The 17846-nt window shown below is 61.8% G+C and carries 15 protein-coding genes; 8 read left to right on the top strand and 7 right to left on the bottom strand.

What is annotated here, in order from left to right; all coding sequences use genetic code 11:
• Nucleotides 1-209: 209 nt before the first annotated feature.
• Entirely contained in the window at nt 210-2072 is a 1863-nt protein-coding gene (locus CFAEC_RS12670) for an alpha/beta-hydrolase family protein (protein ID WP_290277374.1), read from the bottom strand.
• Between the two features lie 222 nt (nt 2073-2294).
• Between CFAEC_RS12670 and CFAEC_RS12665 the strand changes: the two genes are divergently transcribed.
• The 5 genes from CFAEC_RS12665 (at nt 2295) to CFAEC_RS12645 (ending at nt 8828) form a co-directional block, all read left to right on the top strand.
• Nucleotides 2295-3248: an L-lactate dehydrogenase gene (locus tag CFAEC_RS12665; RefSeq protein ID WP_290277373.1), complete on the top strand. Its 954-nt coding sequence runs from the start codon at nt 2295-2297 to the stop codon at nt 3246-3248.
• A 122-nt stretch (nt 3249-3370) separates the two neighbouring features.
• The gene (locus CFAEC_RS12660; RefSeq protein WP_290277371.1) at nt 3371-5257 is read left to right on the top strand and encodes a pyruvate kinase; all 1887 of its coding nucleotides are present in this window, start codon (nt 3371-3373) and stop codon (nt 5255-5257) included.
• 509 nt (nt 5258-5766) lie between these two features.
• Nucleotides 5767-6831: a GmrSD restriction endonuclease domain-containing protein gene (locus tag CFAEC_RS12655; protein ID WP_290277370.1), complete on the top strand. Its 1065-nt coding sequence runs from the start codon at nt 5767-5769 to the stop codon at nt 6829-6831.
• A gap of 337 nt (nt 6832-7168) precedes the next feature.
• On the top strand, nt 7169-7930 hold the full coding sequence (locus tag CFAEC_RS12650; RefSeq protein WP_290277367.1) for a glycerophosphodiester phosphodiesterase: 762 nt from the start codon (nt 7169-7171) through the stop codon (nt 7928-7930).
• Complete coding sequence (locus CFAEC_RS12645) at nt 7914-8828, top strand: DUF5926 family protein (RefSeq protein WP_290277365.1); 915 nt, start codon at nt 7914-7916, stop codon at nt 8826-8828. The genes CFAEC_RS12650 and CFAEC_RS12645 overlap by 17 nt, the downstream gene beginning before the upstream one ends.
• Nucleotides 8829-8910: 82 nt before the next feature.
• On the opposite strand, the gene CFAEC_RS12640 is transcribed toward CFAEC_RS12645, so the two are convergent.
• From CFAEC_RS12640 to CFAEC_RS12630, 3 genes are all read right to left on the bottom strand, one after another.
• Nucleotides 8911-10149: an LCP family protein gene (locus CFAEC_RS12640; protein WP_290277363.1), complete on the bottom strand. Its 1239-nt coding sequence runs from the start codon at nt 10147-10149 to the stop codon at nt 8911-8913.
• A gap of 86 nt (nt 10150-10235) precedes the next feature.
• Nucleotides 10236-10964, bottom strand: coding sequence for a CPBP family intramembrane glutamic endopeptidase (locus CFAEC_RS12635; RefSeq protein WP_290277362.1), 729 nt, complete (start codon nt 10962-10964; stop codon nt 10236-10238).
• Nucleotides 10961-12118 carry an amidase family protein gene (locus tag CFAEC_RS12630; protein ID WP_290277360.1) on the bottom strand — a complete coding sequence of 386 codons (1158 nt, stop codon included), beginning with the start codon at nt 12116-12118 and terminating at the stop codon, nt 10961-10963. The genes CFAEC_RS12635 and CFAEC_RS12630 overlap by 4 nt, the downstream gene beginning before the upstream one ends.
• A gap of 40 nt (nt 12119-12158) precedes the next feature.
• Between CFAEC_RS12630 and pheA the strand changes: the two genes are divergently transcribed.
• From pheA to CFAEC_RS12615, 3 genes are all read left to right on the top strand, one after another.
• A complete protein-coding gene (gene pheA, locus CFAEC_RS12625; RefSeq protein ID WP_290277358.1) occupies nt 12159-13106 on the top strand; it encodes a prephenate dehydratase in 948 nt (315 codons plus the stop codon).
• Nucleotides 13107-13110: 4 nt separating this feature from the next.
• Nucleotides 13111-13791, top strand: coding sequence for a histidine phosphatase family protein (locus CFAEC_RS12620; RefSeq protein WP_290277357.1), 681 nt, complete (start codon nt 13111-13113; stop codon nt 13789-13791).
• A gap of 278 nt (nt 13792-14069) precedes the next feature.
• Entirely contained in the window at nt 14070-15503 is a 1434-nt protein-coding gene (locus CFAEC_RS12615) for a YeeE/YedE thiosulfate transporter family protein (protein ID WP_290277356.1), read from the top strand.
• A gap of 101 nt (nt 15504-15604) precedes the next feature.
• Here the strand turns inward: CFAEC_RS12615 and CFAEC_RS12610 are convergent, their stop codons facing one another.
• From CFAEC_RS12610 to CFAEC_RS12600, 3 genes are read right to left on the bottom strand one after another with little or no spacing between them, the layout of a single operon-like run.
• The gene (locus tag CFAEC_RS12610; RefSeq protein ID WP_290279927.1) at nt 15605-15949 is read right to left on the bottom strand and encodes a metallopeptidase family protein; all 345 of its coding nucleotides are present in this window, start codon (nt 15947-15949) and stop codon (nt 15605-15607) included.
• Nucleotides 15950-15974: 25 nt separating this feature from the next.
• Complete coding sequence (locus CFAEC_RS12605; RefSeq protein ID WP_290277353.1) at nt 15975-17039, bottom strand: septum formation family protein; 1065 nt, start codon at nt 17037-17039, stop codon at nt 15975-15977.
• A gap of 20 nt (nt 17040-17059) precedes the next feature.
• Nucleotides 17060-17830, bottom strand: coding sequence for a GntR family transcriptional regulator (locus CFAEC_RS12600; protein WP_290277351.1), 771 nt, complete (start codon nt 17828-17830; stop codon nt 17060-17062).
• Between the last annotated feature and the right edge of the window lie 16 nt (nt 17831-17846).

Genomic DNA, 17846 nt, shown 5'->3' with positions numbered 1-17846 from the left:
CAAAGTGCTTGCTGCCACCTGCATAACGTCACAAGAATTGCCGGAGAACCACTCGTTTTTGCTCGAATCTTGTGACGTTATGCATGGAAAAGCCGACAAAGCCGACAAAGCCGGAAAAGCTCATTCGACCCCCGGTACAACCCATGCGCAGCCGCGCCTCATGCAGCCCCCCTCATACAGCCCCCTTATGGAACCCCCGTTCAGCGCCGTCACCGCTTCACTGAGTTCTCCCGGATCCACGCCTCAGCCCGCTCCTTCACCGCCGGAGTCAGCGGAACTTCCAGCACCGCCGCCCAGTAATCCAGGAACTCCCCGTGGTAGTTGTGTCCATGACCGCCGGGAACATCCACCGACACGGCTAAATCCAGTGCCAGTTGCCAGCCGGTGACAAAAGGAACCCATCGTAATCTCTGGAATACATCCAGATTCTGGGCGGATGGTGCTTTTACTCCCCGGGTGCCGGGTTCCCGGAGCCATTCCGGGCGGCGGATGAATAGTGGCAGGTCCCACCATACGATCGGGTCGGAGGCGTGTTGGGCGATGATCATCCGGGGTGCCTCCCATTTGTCAGGGTAGGGATCGCCCCGGTGGTCATGGTTCAGGTGATCCGGTTCCGCCACGAATCTGATGTGGCGTCCATTGTCTATGGTGGGCAGGCGCTCCGGTGTTCCCGGGGCACGTGAGTCAATGAGCGATCTCATCTCATCGCTGAACCTGGGTGTGCCGGACAGGATCACTCCGTCGGCTTTGTTCAGCAGTTCGGTCACATCCCCGTAGGCACCGGCTGTTCCATAGGCGCCGAGTGATTCCCCCGCCAGGTAGAGGCTGGGGCGGTGTGGCGCGGGGATCATGTCCAGGTGGGTGCGGATGGCATCGGTGAGGTCTCGTGCGGCCAGGATCGGGGCGCGGGTGTCCCGGTACCAACTCAGGGCACTCGGGAGATAGCTGTACTGCATGGATACGGTCGCGCAGTTGCCTCCGGTGAGGAATTCGGTGGCTGCCACGGACCAGTCGGTGATCCACCCGGTGCCGGTGGAGGTGTTGATCACGATGGTGTCGCGGCGGAAGGCGCCCGTGCGGTGCATTTCGCGCAGCAGCAGATCCACCTGCATCGCACGGGTGTGGCCTGGCACCAGTCCGGCGAAAAGGCGGATCGGTTCCCGCACATCACGTGGGTCCAGGCCTGTCACCGTGGCGATGTCGGCACGCCGTGGGCCACCTGACAACACCGCCCGCCCCTGTGATCCAACCGCGCCCCATCGTTCATGGGACCACGGGCTGCCGGAGCGTTCGGGTTCCCACGGTTGGGAGGTTCCGGGGAAGACCAGCCTGTTGAGGTGTTCAGCGTTGCGGGCAGCATGGCCCAGCAGGCGGCGCAGCACCACGCGGTCGCCGAGCAACACCACACCTGCACTGAGGAGGCCGATGGACATGGGCCAGCTCAGCCATCTGATCCAGCTGGGCAGCATCCGGGCCGCCAACAACCGGAGATGGCCCACCGAATGTTGGAAGAGTCCACCGAGCACCAACAGTGCGCCATAACCGGCGGTACCCACCGCCACACCTGCCGCGGTTTCCATCGGCCCGCGGTTCCTGATTCCCATGAGATCGGTCTGGTGGCGTTGCCTGCGCATCCCTACGAGTACCGTGACCAGCGTGATCGATCCGACCGCGCCGTGCGCCGGACTGCTCAGGCGCGGCATCCAGGGTGTGACGGTGTGCACCGCGGTCGCCACTGCGTGCCCGACTGCCTGGCATACCGCCAGGTTGGCGGCGGTTACCCACCACGGTCGCGGTAGAAGTGAGGGGGACAGCGCCCACCAGGTGGCGATCTCTGCGCCGAGGAAGCCTGCCCGCATGGTGTTTGGCAGGCTTCGGTGCCGCCGGGTTGGTGCCATCCGCAGCGCGGGGACCAGCTCCAGGCCTGCGCCGAGGCCGCGTGCGGCCCAGGAAAGAGCTTGTCGACGCCCCCGTGTCACCCGTTCCCCTCCCGCCGACGTGACTGGTTGTGCACCTCCACCGGTTTCCCGGCGGGAATGCCACAGGGCCACTATTCTTGGTGCCAATGCCATACAACGAATAATGGCAGATGCCGTCCACTCCCGCGCACCACCAAAAGGTGTGATCTTAAACCCCAAAAGTCTGGACGGACACCTTTCCCCCACAAAATCGGGCATAATTAAAGCAGTAGTCAAGGTTCCTGGGCATGCCACGGAAGCGGTTCCTTTCTCTGGCCACCCGGGTTGAACTTTTATGAGTCAACAGGCTTCAACAGAGGAATGAGGACGGGCACCATGCGTTTTGTCGGTAGCAGAGTGGTTCTGATCGGGGCGGGCGATGTCGGGGTCGCCTACGCCTACGCGCTGGTTAATCAGGGAATTGCAGATGAGCTGTGCATCATCGATATTGATGAAAAGAAGCTCGAAGGAAATGTCATGGACCTCAGCCACGGTGTGGTGTGGGCGGGCAAGCGCACCAAGGTGAGGAAGGGAACCTACGCAGACTGTGCCGATGCCGCCATGGTGGTCATCTGTGCCGGCGCCGCCCAGAAACCGGGTGAGACCCGCCTGCAACTGGTGGACAAGAACGTGAAGATCATGAAGTCCATCGTGGATGAGGTCATGGCCAACAGCTTTGATGGGCTTTTCCTGGTGGCCTCCAACCCGGTGGATATCCTCTCCTATGCCGTGTGGAAGTTCTCCGGGCTGCACCAGGATCGTGTGATCGGTTCCGGCACGGTCCTGGACACCGCCCGCTTCAGGTACATGCTGGGTGAGCTTTATGATGTCTCCCCGAAGTCCATCCACGCCTACATCATCGGTGAACACGGCGACACGGAACTGCCCGTGCTCTCCTCCGCCACCATCGCGGGTGTGTCCATGCGCAAGATGCTGGAGAAGGATCCCGGTCTGGAGGACCGCCTGGAGAAGATCTTCGAGGAGACCCGCGACGCCGCCTACCGCATCATCGACGCTAAGGGATCCACCTCCTATGGCATCGGCATGGGATTGGCCCGCATCACCCGCGCGATCCTCAACAACCAGGATGTCGCCCTCCCCGTCAGCGCCCTACTTGAAGGGGAGTACGGCGAGGAGGATATATACATCGGAACCCCAGCCATCATTGACCGCAGCGGAATCCACCGGGTGGTGGAATTGGAGATCTCCGATCATGAGATGGCCCGTTTCAAACATTCCGCAGATACGCTGCGTGCTATCAAAGATGAGATCTTCCCGCCGGAGCGGTAGGGGTTTTAAAGCTTTTCGTCGATAAGCAGGAAGCAGGTTGTTGTTTCAACATGCCGGATGCCTGAAACAGGTGCACAATGGGGATATTGAGAGCCGGTAAACCACGGGTTTGAGGAGTAAAAATGGGAACGTTCAGCCACGATCATCTGCAGGAACTACGCCATGAGATGGATGAGCTTCTCACCGAGCTCGCGCATGTCACCGAAGCCAACAAGGCGGAGATCGATAAGGTTGCCCCGACCCATTACAACGGCGCGATCAACCTGCTGCACTACCTGCACCTGCGCACCCGTGATCTCCGCTCCCTGCAGAGCGCACTGGCCTCGATCGGCTCCACCCGACTGACCACCACCGAACCCAGCGTGAAGGCGCGTCTGAAATCCGCCCGCAATGTGATCGGCGCCTACTTAGGTGAAGGCCCGCTCTACCCCGGTTCCGATGTGGCCGATGCCTTCTCCGATGCCGATGAGATCTTGGATGAGCACGCTGACATCCTCCTGGGCGCCCCGATCGAGGGCACCCCGTCCTGCATCATGGTCACCCTGCCCACCGAGGCTGCCACCGACATCGAACTGGTCCGTGGTTTTGCCAAGAGCGGCATGGACCTGGCCCGCATCAACTGCGCCCACGATGATGAAACCGCGTGGAAGCAGATGATTGACAATATCCACACCGTCGCCGCTGAAGCTGGCCGTGAGATCCGCGTGGCCATGGACCTGGCAGGCCCGAAGGTGCGCACCGGCGAGATCGCGCCGGGCCCGGAGGTGGGTCGCGCGCGTGTCACCCGCCTGGACACCGGCCGCGTGCTCACCCCGTCCAAGCTGTGGATCACCCCGATTTCTGAAGACGACGTGGAACCGGCACCGGTTCCAGAGAGCCTGCCCGGCCGCCCCGCGCTCCCCATCCAGGTGGATCCGACCTGGTTTGCCAAGCTTCACACCGGCAGCGTCATCGGCTTGACCGACAACCGTGACTCCCGCCGCTCCTTCACCGTGGTGCGCACCTTCGACGGCGCGGTGCTCGCCGAGGGCTACCAGAACGCCTACCTCACCAACGGCACCTTGCTCCAGCATGACTATGAACGCACCCCGGTGCGCGGCATCCCGCCGGTGCTGCAGCGCATCAACCTCAAGGTGGGCAACCGCCTGTTCCTCACCTCCGAAGATGTGATTTATAACCCCTCGGTCGGCCTCGGCCGCACCCCGATGCTGAGCTGCACCCTCCCGGAGGCGGTCGGTGCCGTCAAGGTCGGTCACCGGGTGCTTTTCGACGACGGCAGCATCGCCGCTGTCTGCATCGACAAAAAGGAAATGAACGGTCATCATGTCCTCGAATTGGAAGTCACCCGCGCCCGCCCACAGGGTGTGAACCTGGCAGCCTACAAGGGCATCAACCTGCCTGACTCCGAACTCCCCCTGCCCAGCCTCACCGAAGAAGACCTCCAGCACCTGCGCTTCGTGGCCGAACACGCCGATATTGTCAACGTCTCCTTCATCCGCGACACCGGCGATGTGGACTACGTCCTCCAGGCGATGAAGAACATCGCCGAGGAAACCGGCCAGCATGACAAGGTCCGCGAACTCGGCCTGGTGTTGAAAATCGAAACCATCCCCGGTTATGAAAACCTGGCGCAGATCATGCTCACCGGCATGCAACATGAAAACTTCGGTGTCATGATCGCCCGCGGTGACCTCGCCGTGGAACTCGGCTTCGACCGCATGGCTGAAGTCCCACAGCTGATCATGGCGCTTGCCGAAGCCGCCCACATCCCCACCATCTTCGCCACCCAGGTCTTGGAGAACATGGCCAAGAACGGCCTGCCGTCGCGTGCAGAAATCACCGACGCCGCCCTGGCCCTGCGCTGCGAATGCGTCATGCTCAACAAGGGCCCCCACATCAATGACGCCATCAAGGTCCTGGCACGCATGAGCAGGAAACTCGGCGCCTCCCAGCGTAAGAGCCGCATGCTGCTGCGCCGCATCCGCAGCTGGGAGGAGCCGGAAGCATAGAAAGTTGGGGCCCCACCTAGAAGTACTACTGGAAGTATGTTTCCGTGGCTGAGAGTGGCAGGCTGCGAGCCGGTGCTCTCAGAATGTCCTGACTCCCCGGTCAGCCATCACAACATTCGGAGGCGGGGGGATCAAGTTCCACACACAAAAATCACTTGATGCTGGTAATGGGCGTACCACCGCACCGCTCACAGAATGATCTCGCGGGAAAATAGCGACCCGAGAAGATGCCCATGGCCTTAATTATTCACGCCGGTCTTCTTACTGCCTCAACTTTGCACCAACACCCGCTGGTCTTCGTAGTTACGTGCGCTCGCACAGTGTGCCTGTAACTATCTGTAGGTCACCCGGGAAAGAAAAGCCGACCACTAGCGACAACCTGTCGAATCAGCTCCTGCCTTTCCTCGAAAGGGAGTATGGATAAACCCGGTTGCCATGTGGGTGTGAACAACACATGTACTCTAAAGAAACAATTATTGAATTACTGTTTCGAATAAGAGGTGCCACCCATGCGGGCTCAACGCCGCCTGGCCATTGCCGGATCCGCCCTGACCGTCCTCCTTGCTCTCACTGGTTGTCAGCTTCCGGATTCAGAACAACCCACCAGCTCGCCGGTGAGTACATCGGCCACCTCCCCGGCCCCCACCTCGGAGCAGACTTCCGCAGCGCCGAGCTCCACCACGGACCTTTCGACGTCGACGTCCGGCACCAACACGGCAGACCCCAACAGCACCCTCGCGGTAGATGTACTCAGCGCACTGGAGGTCAAGGGCCGTGCGCCCAAGACCGGCTACAGCCGCGATGAATTTGGTCCTGCCTGGGCGGATGTGGACCGTAATGGTTGTGACACCCGCAATGACATCCTCAATCGGGACTTGGAACAGGTCGCCTATCGGGATAACACCCAGAACTGCGTGGTGGTCACTGGTGTACTCAATGATCCCTACACCGCCACCCAGATCAACTTCCAGCGCGGGCAGGACACCTCCACTGCCGTCCAGATTGATCACGTGGTCGCGCTATCGGATGCCTGGCAAAAAGGTGCACAACAGCTCACCGCAGAGCAACGCAGAATGTTCTCCAACGATCCCTTGAACCTGCTTGCGGTTGACGGCCCAGCGAACCAGCAGAAAAGTGATAGTGACGCGGCTTCCTGGTTGCCCGGCAACAGGGCGTTCCGCTGTGATTATGTCTCCCGTCAGATCGTGGTGAAGCATCGCTATGATCTGTGGGTTACTGCTGCGGAGAAGGATGCAATGGCCCGGGTGCTTGATGCCTGCCCTGGTCAGGAAGTACCCACTGATGACACGGTCTACACCATCGCCGCAACTGCCACGACCACCGTGGAGCAGCCCCCGGTAGCGCCGCCGGTAGAGCAACCAGCACCAGTACAACCAGCACCAGTACAACCAGCAGCGGTGGCTCCTGCACCTGCACCAGCAGGAACTGACCCGCGGTTCCCCAACTGCAAACAGGCCATTGCCGCCGGATACGGCAACTATGTCCAAGGTATGAACCCGGAATATGACTGGTACCGCGACGGTGACAATGATGGCGTTAACTGCGAACACTAGAACTTCAACCCCGGATGATGTTTCAGATGCAGCACCAGCAAGAAACAATCAGCTTGGGAGAAGTCGGCAACGGCCAGATTAAGCCAGGCACCGGGCATCCTGGCGAGGGGTCTTTTCGGCCCGTATCTGATGTGTGGCTTATTTTGACTGTGCGCCAAGCTGGCTGACATCTATGCCACCCATTTGTTGATTTCCAGCAACGCACAGCCCCTGTGTGCTGTGATAATTCATGTCGACTTCATTCACAGGTGGCATCAAGGCTCTGCAAAGTTCACCACCTGGGTGGATACTGGGAAAGGCGTTACCTCCCTCATACCGGCGTAGGAGAATGTGAATTATGAAGATCATCGCGCACCGGGGTTTATCCTCCCAGTACCCGGAGCTCACTGCATCCGCTTTCAAAGGTGCGCTTGAGTTGCCCATCCACGGGGTGGAAACAGATGTCCGCCTGACCAGGTGTGGTGAGGTGGTGTGCATCCATGATCCGGTGATCAGCAGGGTCTCTAATGGCTTCGGGCGGGTGTCGGCGATGCGGCTGGAACAGCTGCTGGAACTGAACTTCGGTACCGAGGAAGCCCCGGAGAAGGTACTCACCCTGAACAACCTCCTGGACATCATGGAGGATTATCCGGATAAACACCTCTATATAGAGTCCAAGCACCCGATGAGGTATTCCATCATGTTGGAGGAGGAGATCGTGAAGATCCTGCGCTACCGCGGCCTCACCGAGGATCCTCGCATCCACTTCATCTCCTTTTCGCTGCCCGCCATTCACTTGATGAATAAGCTCGCTCCTGAGATTGACCGCATCCACCTGCGTCGTTCCTGGGAACGCTGGCTCAATCCGACGGACCGTCGCCTCAGCAACCCCACCGGCCTGGGGTTGTCCATTGAGCGTGCGAAACGCAATCCCCATCTCATCGGGCGCAAGGGGCTGCCCACCTACCTGTTCACCGTGGATAAGGAAAAGGACTGGCAGTGGGCCCTTGAGCGTGGTGTGGAGATGCTCACCACCAATTTCCCTGGCGAGGCTGCGGAGTATCTGAACGACGACCCCGTAACCGCCCTGTACGCTAATGCGCATGGCAAAGAAGAATAAGAAGAATGAAGTGCTGCCTGAGGGCATGAGCCGTCGTCAAGCAAAACTGGCGGCCCGCGCCGCAGAGCGCGAGGCCTTGGTAGGAGAGCCACGCCCGTTTGAGGGCCTGGCCATGGAAGCCCAGCTCGTCGCGCTGCAGGAATTCATTCCTTCCGCAACGGCACCGGTTACCGTCACCGGCACTGACCGCAAGGTCACCCTCTGCACCGTCCTCCCGGGAGCTGCAGCAGCACTCATCCGCGATGAGGAGCACGGCGGCGAGGCCTTCGTGGCGCTCCAGCAGGCGACCCGTTCCAACACCCCGGGCAAGGATCTCGCCTTTGCGTTGAACTGGGTCCGTGGTGCTGAAGCCGGCCAGTCGCTGACCAGTGCGAAACACGACGGCTCCGAGCCGCCGTTGGCGGAGCTTCTCAGCGCGACCGCCACCCTCGACATCACCCCACAGCAGGACTTCAACTGGTGGCTGGCCGATGAGGACAACCTCTCCCCGGAGGTGGCCCAGCACATGCAGATGGCCAATGAATCCATCCTGCCGTCCCACCCCGTTGAAGCTGATGTCCCGGGTGCTGTCTGGTGGGTCAACCCAGGTGGCAAGGCCCATATCCGTTGGGTACGCACCGACGAGGAGAACGCACTTCTGGCAGCCCTGGCACGTATCGCCGCCCGCGGTGAACTGATCCTGGGCGAAGAGACCAAGTTCGCCGGTGCCTTCCGCACCCACGGCATCACCGTCCCGGTCTGGGATCTCGATCCTGAGCGCTCCCACACGGATTATGGCGCTGAGCTCAAGGCCCTCGACGAGAAGATCTCCGCCGAGCTGTCCAATGATGCGCAGCTCACCCCGGATGAGCGTCGTCAGCTGGAGAACATCAAGTCCCGTCAGGTGACCATCCGCTAAGTCAATTACACAAAATGCCCCAGCCCCTTTTAGTTCCATAAGCCTCAGGGGGCTGGGGCATTCATGCTGTTCGGAAGGGGGTCTACTTCAGGGAATCGAAGAGCTCCCGGGCGGCCAGGTCATCCCAAATGACAACATTGCCCACCGCATAATCAGCGAAGGTGGCAATGGGCACGGTCTCGTTCTGAATGCCACCACGCATGGCCAGTGCCAGGCGAGCCAGGTGCCACATGTGGTCACCCTCACCGACGGTGAAGGTGCCCACCGCATCTCCCACCATCGGGATGACGCGGAAGGGGTTGAGCAGTGTGCCGGGTGAGGTGGCGGTACTCAGCAGCGCAGAGAAGAACTCCCGTTGGCGCACCACACGGTCAAGATCACCCATGGCAGTGGCACGGGTGCGCACATAACCCAAGGCGGTGGCACCGTCGAACTCCTGACACCCTGCCTGGATGTCCAGATTGGCCAGCGGATCCTGGATGGGCACGTCTGGGCACATCTCCACGCCACCGATGGCGTCAACCATGTTGGCCAACCCACCCATGCCAATCTCTGCATAGTGATCCACCCGCAGTCCGGTGGCTTCCTCCACCGTCTGTGCCAAGAGCTGTGGGCCACCGACGGTGAAGGCGGCATTGATCTTGTTCATGCCCCACCCGGGGATGTTCACATAGGAATCGCGCGGGATCGACAGCAGCGTGGGTTCGCCACTCCTCGGGATATTCAACAGCATGATGGTGTCGGTGCGGCCCACACCGATATCGCCGCCCGTGCCCAGGCGCGCGATGTCCTCTTCAGTCAGGCCCTCGCGGGAATCAGAGCCCACCAACAGCCAGTTGGTGCCCGCGGTATTGGAGACGCGAACATCCGGGGTTGCCTCCACCCGATTGAGCTGCGAATCCGCCCAGAGGGTGCCAGCCCCCAGAAGTACCAGGATCACTGCCAGGATGCTGAACAGGGATCCAAGACAACCCCGTGGGCGCAGGCGGATCTTGGGTAGATTGCGACGCTTGCGCTGCCTCGGCGCCGGGGTGTTGACCACATGCGGAAGTTCCTGGGGGATATGCCCAATGCGGCCCGGCTGCTGATGGGCCTGCTGGCGGGGTTGGTTCTGCGGCAGTGGCTGATACTGCTGGCGCGGGGGCACAGGTCGCCTCGGCTGCTGCGGGAACACGCGCGTGGAATCAGCCGGTGGCGGCGTTGGGCGTTGAGCCGGTTGCCGGGGTGCTTGCCGACGCGCCCGCACGGGCCTGCCGTAGCGATCGAGGATGGGACGGCCCTGACTGTCGCGGGCGTAATCCCCCTGTCCACGTGAATCCATGGTTATACAGTAGCCCTAGTGCCACCGGATCTCTGAAGCGTGACCCAGCGCATCAGACCAAGCAGCGCTTCGGGCGAAGTGCTGCCTTATAGCCCCAGCCAGCTCAGGTTTCCGCCAAGTGCCGTATAGCCGACGAAGGCGACGGCATCGATGAGGAAGTGGGCGATCACCAGTGGCCACACCTTGCCGGTCCGGTGGTAGAACCAGGCGAAGACCACACCCATGATGATGTTGCCGAAACCAGCGGATACCCCCTGGTAGAGGTGGTAGGAACCACGCAATAGCGAGGATACGATGATCATTGCCGGCACGCTCCACCCCAGGCCCCGCAGGCGGGTGAGCAACCAGAAGACCACCACGATCTCCTCCCCGAAGGCATTGGCACCTGACCACAACAACAGGATCGGCACCTCCCACCAGGGGCTGTCCAGGGTGGTGGGGATGACCTGTTTGGATAATCCCAGGTGCACCGCGGTGGCGTAGAAGATCAACCCGGGCAGTCCGATCAAGGCGGCCAACCCCGCGCCCCAACCCAGATCATTCCACCGGATATGCCCGATCCGGACACCATCACCGGAGAGTAGATACAGCGCCAGGCCACCCCAGGAGAACAGCACTCCCGCGGACACCAGCTGCAAACCCAGGTCCAGCCACACGCTGGTTGCCTGGGGAGTGGTCAGCGAGACGGCCTGGTCATTGAGGGCGACGGGGGAGAGGAGGTCGTCGATAAGCCTGAGCAGGGAGCGCAGACCGCTTGCACCGAAGGTGATGGCCAGAACCAGCAGGATCTCTTTTTTGATGCGGGCACGTGTCACAGCAGCTGACCTCCCAGGCCGAGGATCTCCGCGTTGCCCACGCGCACCGCACCGAGATGCACGCCGACACCGTCCACCGGCAGGCTGATCGCGGCGCCGCCAGTCATGTTGTAGGTGGTTGCCCACGGTGTCCACCGGGTCTGTTCCATAAAATCAGCCTCCGGGCTGAGCGAGGAGAAGTGCCCGAGGGCCGGGGGCGGAGAAGCCAGGGTGGGGCTGAGCACCACGTCCACATCCCAGGCCTCCAGAACCACATCAGCCACCGAGTCGAAAGCGCGCACCGCCTGGGCACGGTGCAGCGGGGTCTGTGCGCGGCCCAGTTCGCGCAGCCAACTGACAATCGCGCTGGCCTCACCGTCCTCGGGATCCTCTATGGAACGCGAGCGCATGGCCAACACCTCCGTGAAGGCCTCGAACGCCCAATCCCCATAGGGGCGGACAACTGGCACCACCTCATGCCCGAAACGTTCCAACCGATGAGCCACCGCTTCCACCGTGTGCACAAACTGATCATCCACAGTTGTCTCCGCGTGTACCGGTTCCAGGAGCACACCGATGCGCAGGGGGCGCGTCACCGGTGCCACCGCGTGCAGAAGTGACTGGGTGTTGATGTCCCGGGTGATGAACCCCTGGGTGGCCGGACTGCCACCGCTGGAATCGTGGGAGGGTTTGAAACCCACCACGCCGCAGGCTGCGGCCGGCACCCGGATGGAACCGCCACCGTCGGAGGCGTGGGCGGCGTCGACAAGCAAACGGGCCACCGCCACCGCCGCACCACCGGAGGAACCGCCGGTGGTGTGACCGGGGAACCGGGGATTATCGGGGGCGGGCATGCGGACAGGTTCGCAGTAGGCAGTCAGGCCCAGTTCGCTGGTCTGGGTCTTGCCCGCGATGATCGCACCGCGGTTGATGAGGCTCTGCAGAAATGGGTCGGTCTCCGTGGCCATCATTCGCCGTCCATGCGCACCGAAGGAGGTGGGCATTCCAGCTACGTGGTGCAGGTCCTTGGCCGGGATGATCATGCCGTGCAACGGGCCGCGGCCATCACCTGCGGTGACCTCCGGATTGAACCAGGAGAATCCGTGTTCAGCCGGCGACATGGTGGAGATGCGCGCGGACAGCGTGGATAGCGCGGACGGGGAGGCAACTGACATGAACAACCACACTAGTGAACACCGGTTAAGGTAAGTAGCTATGAGTGACGCACAGACAGTCGTGTCCTATCTGGGGCCCGCAGGAACATTCACCGAAGCCGCGCTGATCCGCCTCGCGGAACGTGGCGAATTCGGCCCCGGGGCAATCACGCAGATGCCGGTGAACTCACCGCAGCAGGCGGTTGATGCCGTGCGCGAGGGCAGGGCTGATTTTGCGGTCGTGGCCATTGAGAACTTTGTCGACGGCTTTGTCACCCCCACCTACGACGCCCTGGATCAGGGCTCCGATGCGCAGATTTTCGCCGAGGAGGAAATCGAGGTCTCCTTCACCATCATGGCCCGCCCCGGCACCACCCTCGCCGACATCCAGACCCTGGCCACCCACCCCGTTGCACACCAGCAGATCAAGAATTGGATGGCGGATAATGTGCCGGGCGCGCGGTTCGTCTCCGCATCCTCCAACGCCGCCGCAGCACAGCTGGTCTCTGAAAACGGCGCCGACGCCGCAGCCGCCCCAGAGCGTGCGGCCACGCTTTTTGGCCTGGAGAAGCTTGTCGACGACGTGGCTGACGTCCGTGGCGCCCGCACCCGTTTCGTGGCTGTGCGCAACCGCATCGCCCCGCCCGCGCGCACCGGACATGACCACACCTCCGTGGTATTCGCGCTGCCGAATACTCCCGGCAGCCTGGTGCGGGCACTCAATGAATTCGCCCTGCGCGGTGTGGATCTGGCCCGGATCGAATCACGCCCGACGCGGAAGAAATTCGGCACCTACCGTTTCCACCTGGATTTCCTCGGCCACATCGAGGACCTCCCCGTCCGTGAGGCACTGCGCGCCCTACACATGCAGGCCGAAGACCTGGTATTCCTGGGTTCGTGGCCGGCGCCCCGCAAGGATGACCATAAGGACACCTGGGCGGATGACATCGCCCGGCTGGAGAAGGCGGACGACTGGGTCCGCGCGGCACTGGAAGGCAGGGAGTACTAACACAATGGCTGGCAGAATCATCCTGGTCAGGCACGGACAGACCCACAACAATGTCCGGCACCTCCTGGATACCCGTCCCCCGGGAGCAGAACTCACCGAACAGGGCCGCAGGCAGGCACTCGAGGTCGGTCATGAACTGGCCGGTTACAGCGGCGACCGCCTGGCGCATGTGTACAGCTCCATCGTGTTGCGCGCCCAGCAGACCGCCGTGCTGGCCACCTCCACCATTGAAAAGGCCCGTGATCTTGTCGAAGGCGCGGTGCCACTGGATGTGGTTCAGGGCATCCATGAGATCGACGCCGGTGACTTTGAGATGCGCGGTGACGCCGAAGCCCACATGACCTACTCCGCTGCGCTCAGCGGTTGGCTCCACGGTGATCCCACGGCAGCCCTGCCCGGAGGTGAGACCTACAAGGACGTACTGAACCGGTACCAGCCCACCCTGGATCAAATCATGGACAGCCATGACCTGGATGATGACCGTGATGTGGCGATCGTCAGCCACGGCGCCGTGATCCGCATCGTGGCCACCCACGCATCAGGTGTGGATCCGAACTTCGCTTTCAGCACCTACCTGGGCAACTGCCGTTATGTGGTGCTGGAACCCAACGGCAAGAGCTTCGGCAAATGGGATGTGGTTCATTGGACCGGCAGCCCGCTGCCATGGCAGGAAGTGCAGGCGTAAGTTAAGGCATCACCGGTGGGGGCCGGTGGGGGCCGGTGGACGGAGGTGCCCGCAATCTCAAGGGAGGTTGCGGGTGCCTTCTTTTCGGGTCTTCTTTTCGTGGGGCATGCGTGTGGCCTGCGTGCTTTTGTGGCCCAGGGGTGTCGGTTCTGCATGACAGCCCAGCTCAGGAATAAATTCGGACAGCTCTGTCTATAGGGGCTAGACAAAGGTGTACCGAGGGGTCTATATTAAGTCGGACTTAAGATAAACCCCTGAACCTCAGAAAGCTGGTTCCCATGATCCTCACCGGACTCGCCGTCGGTACCGCGCTCGGTATCGTGATGCAACGGGGAAGGTTCTGCGTCACCGGAATGCTGCGCGATATCTTCCTCCAGCGCTCCTGGCGAACCTTCGTTGGCCTTCTCATCGTCATCGCCGTCCACGCCGTGGGCATCGCAGCGCTGACCTCTGCGGGTGTGATCACCCCGACCTATAACAACTTCGCTCCGGCCGCCGTGATCCTGGGTGGCTTCATCTTCGGGTTCGGCATCATCCTCTCCGGTGGTTGTGCCTCCGGAACGTGGTACCGCTCGGGTGAGGGACTGGTTGGTTCCTGGATCGCCCTGGCCACCTATGCCATCTCCACGGCGGCCATGAAGGACGGCGCCCTCAGCGGTTTCACTGATGTCATGTTCTCCTGGGAGACCGAACTCACCACCCTCCCTGCCCTGCTGGGTGTCTCCATCTGGTGGTTTGTTGTTCCTTTCGCCGCGTTGACCGCCTACCTGGTCCGTCACTTCCGCCTGCTGGAGGCCAAGCGCCCCAAGATCGCCCGCCTGGGCAATCAGCCGGCATGGAAGCGACCACTGCACGTCTATACCGCGGGTGCCCTGGTCGGTCTGATCGGTGTTATCGCCTGGCCACTGTCCGCAGCGGCTGGCCGCAACTCCGGTCTGGGTATCACCACCCCGACCTCACACACTCTGCAGTACGCCACCACCGGCGATGACAGCTACCTCAACTGGGGCGTCATGCTGGTGCTCGGCATCCTGGTCGGTTCCTTCATCGCAGCGAAGGCGAGCGGTGAGTTCCGTGTCCGCGTCGCCGATGCCAGCACCTCCGTGCGCGCCGTCATCGGTGGCACCATGATGGGTGTCGGCGCTTCCCTGGCCGGTGGCTGCACCGTGGGTAACGGCATGGTCCAGACCAGCCTCTTCAGCTTCCAGGGCTGGATCGCCCTGCTGTTCATCGCCATCGGTGTCGGTGTGGCAGCCAAGATCTTCCTCAAGCCCGCAGCAGTGGCCCAGCAGAAGGCAGATGCCACCCAGGCCTACTCCACCGAGGAGAGCCTGGACCACGCCACCCCGACCTCCGCTGAGGACCGCGTCCTGCCGGTGAACACCGACTCCGCCGTCACCCCAGCACCGCTGGGTGGTGTGAAGGTCGCAACCGGACTCATCAGCCTCAAGCCCGCGGTCAGCCAGAAACTGCGTGACCTGGGCAGTGGCTACTACGCCCTGGATTCCCTCGGCGCGGTGTGCCCGTTCCCACTCATTGAAGCCAAGGACGTGATGAAGACCCTGCAGTCCGGTGATCACCTGGTCATTGATTTCGACTGCACCCAGGCCACCGACGCCATCCCGCAGTGGTGCGCCACCGATGGCCACGAGGTCACCGACTTCCGCGAAGTCGGAGATGCCTCCTGGCAGATCACGGTGAAGAAAGGCTAGGGGACAGCCCCTCCCGAACCTGAGCACACAACAACCGGCAGGTGCACAACAGCGATGAGATGCTGTTGTGCACCTGCCGGTTTTCTCATGTCACGATCACGCTAGGCGTACCCCAGCCTGTGCAGGTCATGTTCCTCCAGCCCGAAGTAGTGGCCCACCTCGTGCAGGACAGTCACCCGGACCTGCTCCGCCAGATGCTCCTCTGAATGGCAGTGCCGCTGGAGGGCACCTTTGTAAATGGTGATGGTGTCGGGCAGACCACCGTGGGCGAACATCCGGTTGGTCAGCGCCACCCCGGTGTAGAGGCCCAGGATGTTGGGTGATTCGGGGTGAAAGTCATCAACAAGCACCACCACATTGCGCATGTTGTCCAGAAACTTCTGGGGGACCTGGTCGAAGGCATCATCGACCATTTCTTCGAAGCGTTCATCGCTGACGTCGATCAAGATCATCTCTCCCGGAGAATTCACACTAGAGCGGAACCGAGGCGCCGGGACGGAGTGGATCCCGTTCCGGCTGCGGTGGTGGTACCTCACCGTTGATGGTGAACCCGGTGAGTGCAGAGCCATTGAGGATGTTGAAGGTGGAATCCCCCTCGGTGGACGGGGACATGAGATAACAGTTCACGCTGTGTGAACCACCGAGCCAGGAATTGGCGGTGATGGTGGGCCAGAAAGTCTGCAGGGAGGACTGGTAGAGCCGTTCCTCATCACCCATGTAGTCGATGGCGGCCTGGGTGCAGGTGCTGCCGAGGAAGTTGTTCTGGTCATCGGTGCTGGGGACGCCCTGCGGGAATGGAACACCGAGATTGACCGTGGACACTGTTTCCAGGTGGTGGTCCTCAGCGCAGTCAACCTCACGGAATTCCGCAGAGGATTCCACCCGGACGCACGCACCGGTTTCAAACACACGTGCCTGGTCATTGGTGGCCACTGGGCCCACAGTCAGCTGGGGGATGCCGTTGGAGTCGGTGGCCTGCAGGCCGCACAGCATAGTGCGGTCCCCCGCGGCCCACGCCTCGGCTGGTGGCAGGATCGGTGCGATGGTGTAGCGCCCTGCCGGATCAAAACGGCCGTTGAGGTATGCCAGGGTCGGGGACTGGCACAGCTCCTCGCGTAGTTGCGCCTGACGTGTGAGATTGGGTGGTTCAGCCGCGGGGCCGAACTCGGAGCTGGGGTAGGTTGCCAGGTCCTCCCGTTTGGAGATCTCGAAGCGGTGTTCGCCTTCGCAGCTTGTCTGTTCAAAGCCTGAGACCTGGCCGTCATTATTGACGTCCCACGTGGCACACATTCCCACGTCGGCGGTGGTGAACGATGCGACCGGTGCAGGTGCCGGTGTGCTTGTCGACGTCTCCCCAGTCGCGACCGTGTCCTGTCCCTCATCGTTGGAACTGACCCCGTAGGAATACATGCCGACAGCAGCCGAAGCCGCGAGTGCTGCAACGAGCATTGTCTGCACCGCGGCGCCGGAACGAAAACCCTTGCGCTGTGTGCGTGCTGAGGATTCAGTGGATGTACTCATGATTGTCACCATCATGCCACGCAAAGGGCAGTTTCTCAGAGATCCTCTGAACGGGTAACCATAGTTTTCAGGGAATATCGATCAGTTCGGTACAACGACACACACCACTCCACGGGTTTTCCGCTGGATAGTGACTGCCTCAGGATCCGCAACAGGGGTGCGCCCGGGGAGACATCGAGAAGCCTGGCGGTATCCTCGTCGGCGGCCACCGCCGTCACGGTCTGCTCCGCCTGGGTCACGGGGACGTTGTACACGCGGTCCAGGATGGAATAGACAGAGTTATAAACATCATTTTCCAGAAGATCAGGGGCAACGTCCGCGTTGTACCAGCCATGATCGATGGCATAGGGCCTGCCGTTGCCCAGTCGGAGACGGCGGAGCGTGATGTGCTGGGTGCCGCGGTTGGTGCCGAAGAAGTCAGAGATCTCATCCGGGGCCGGCCCGCGGGAGGAGGACAGGATGCGGCTGGTGGCCACCAGGTTCTGGGCGGCCATCTCCGCGGAGAAAGACGCCAGATGCAGGCGGGAGACCAACGGTGAGTGCGCCACGAAAGTGCCTTTGCCGCGGGCTCGTTTAAGACGGCCAGAGGCCACCAGATCACCGATGGCACGTCGGACGGTGATCCGGCTGACACCGTATTTCTCTTCCAGGACACGTTCGCCTGGCAGCATGTCACCCGGTTGCAGCTGGGTGGTGCACAGGTCCTCGAGTATTTCCCGCAGCTGCTGGTGTTTAGGTTTGGGGCCGTCAGTCAAGACACGGTGGGGCAGGGCGGATCCATCATCCGCAAGGTCAGCAGCAGACATAGACTCAACTTTAGCG

The organism is Corynebacterium faecale (assembly GCF_030408735.1).
GTDB classification, from domain to species: domain Bacteria; phylum Actinomycetota; class Actinomycetes; order Mycobacteriales; family Mycobacteriaceae; genus Corynebacterium; species Corynebacterium faecale.
Note: the sequence above shows the minus strand (reverse complement) of the source record. Positions and strands in the feature narration are given on the sequence as shown.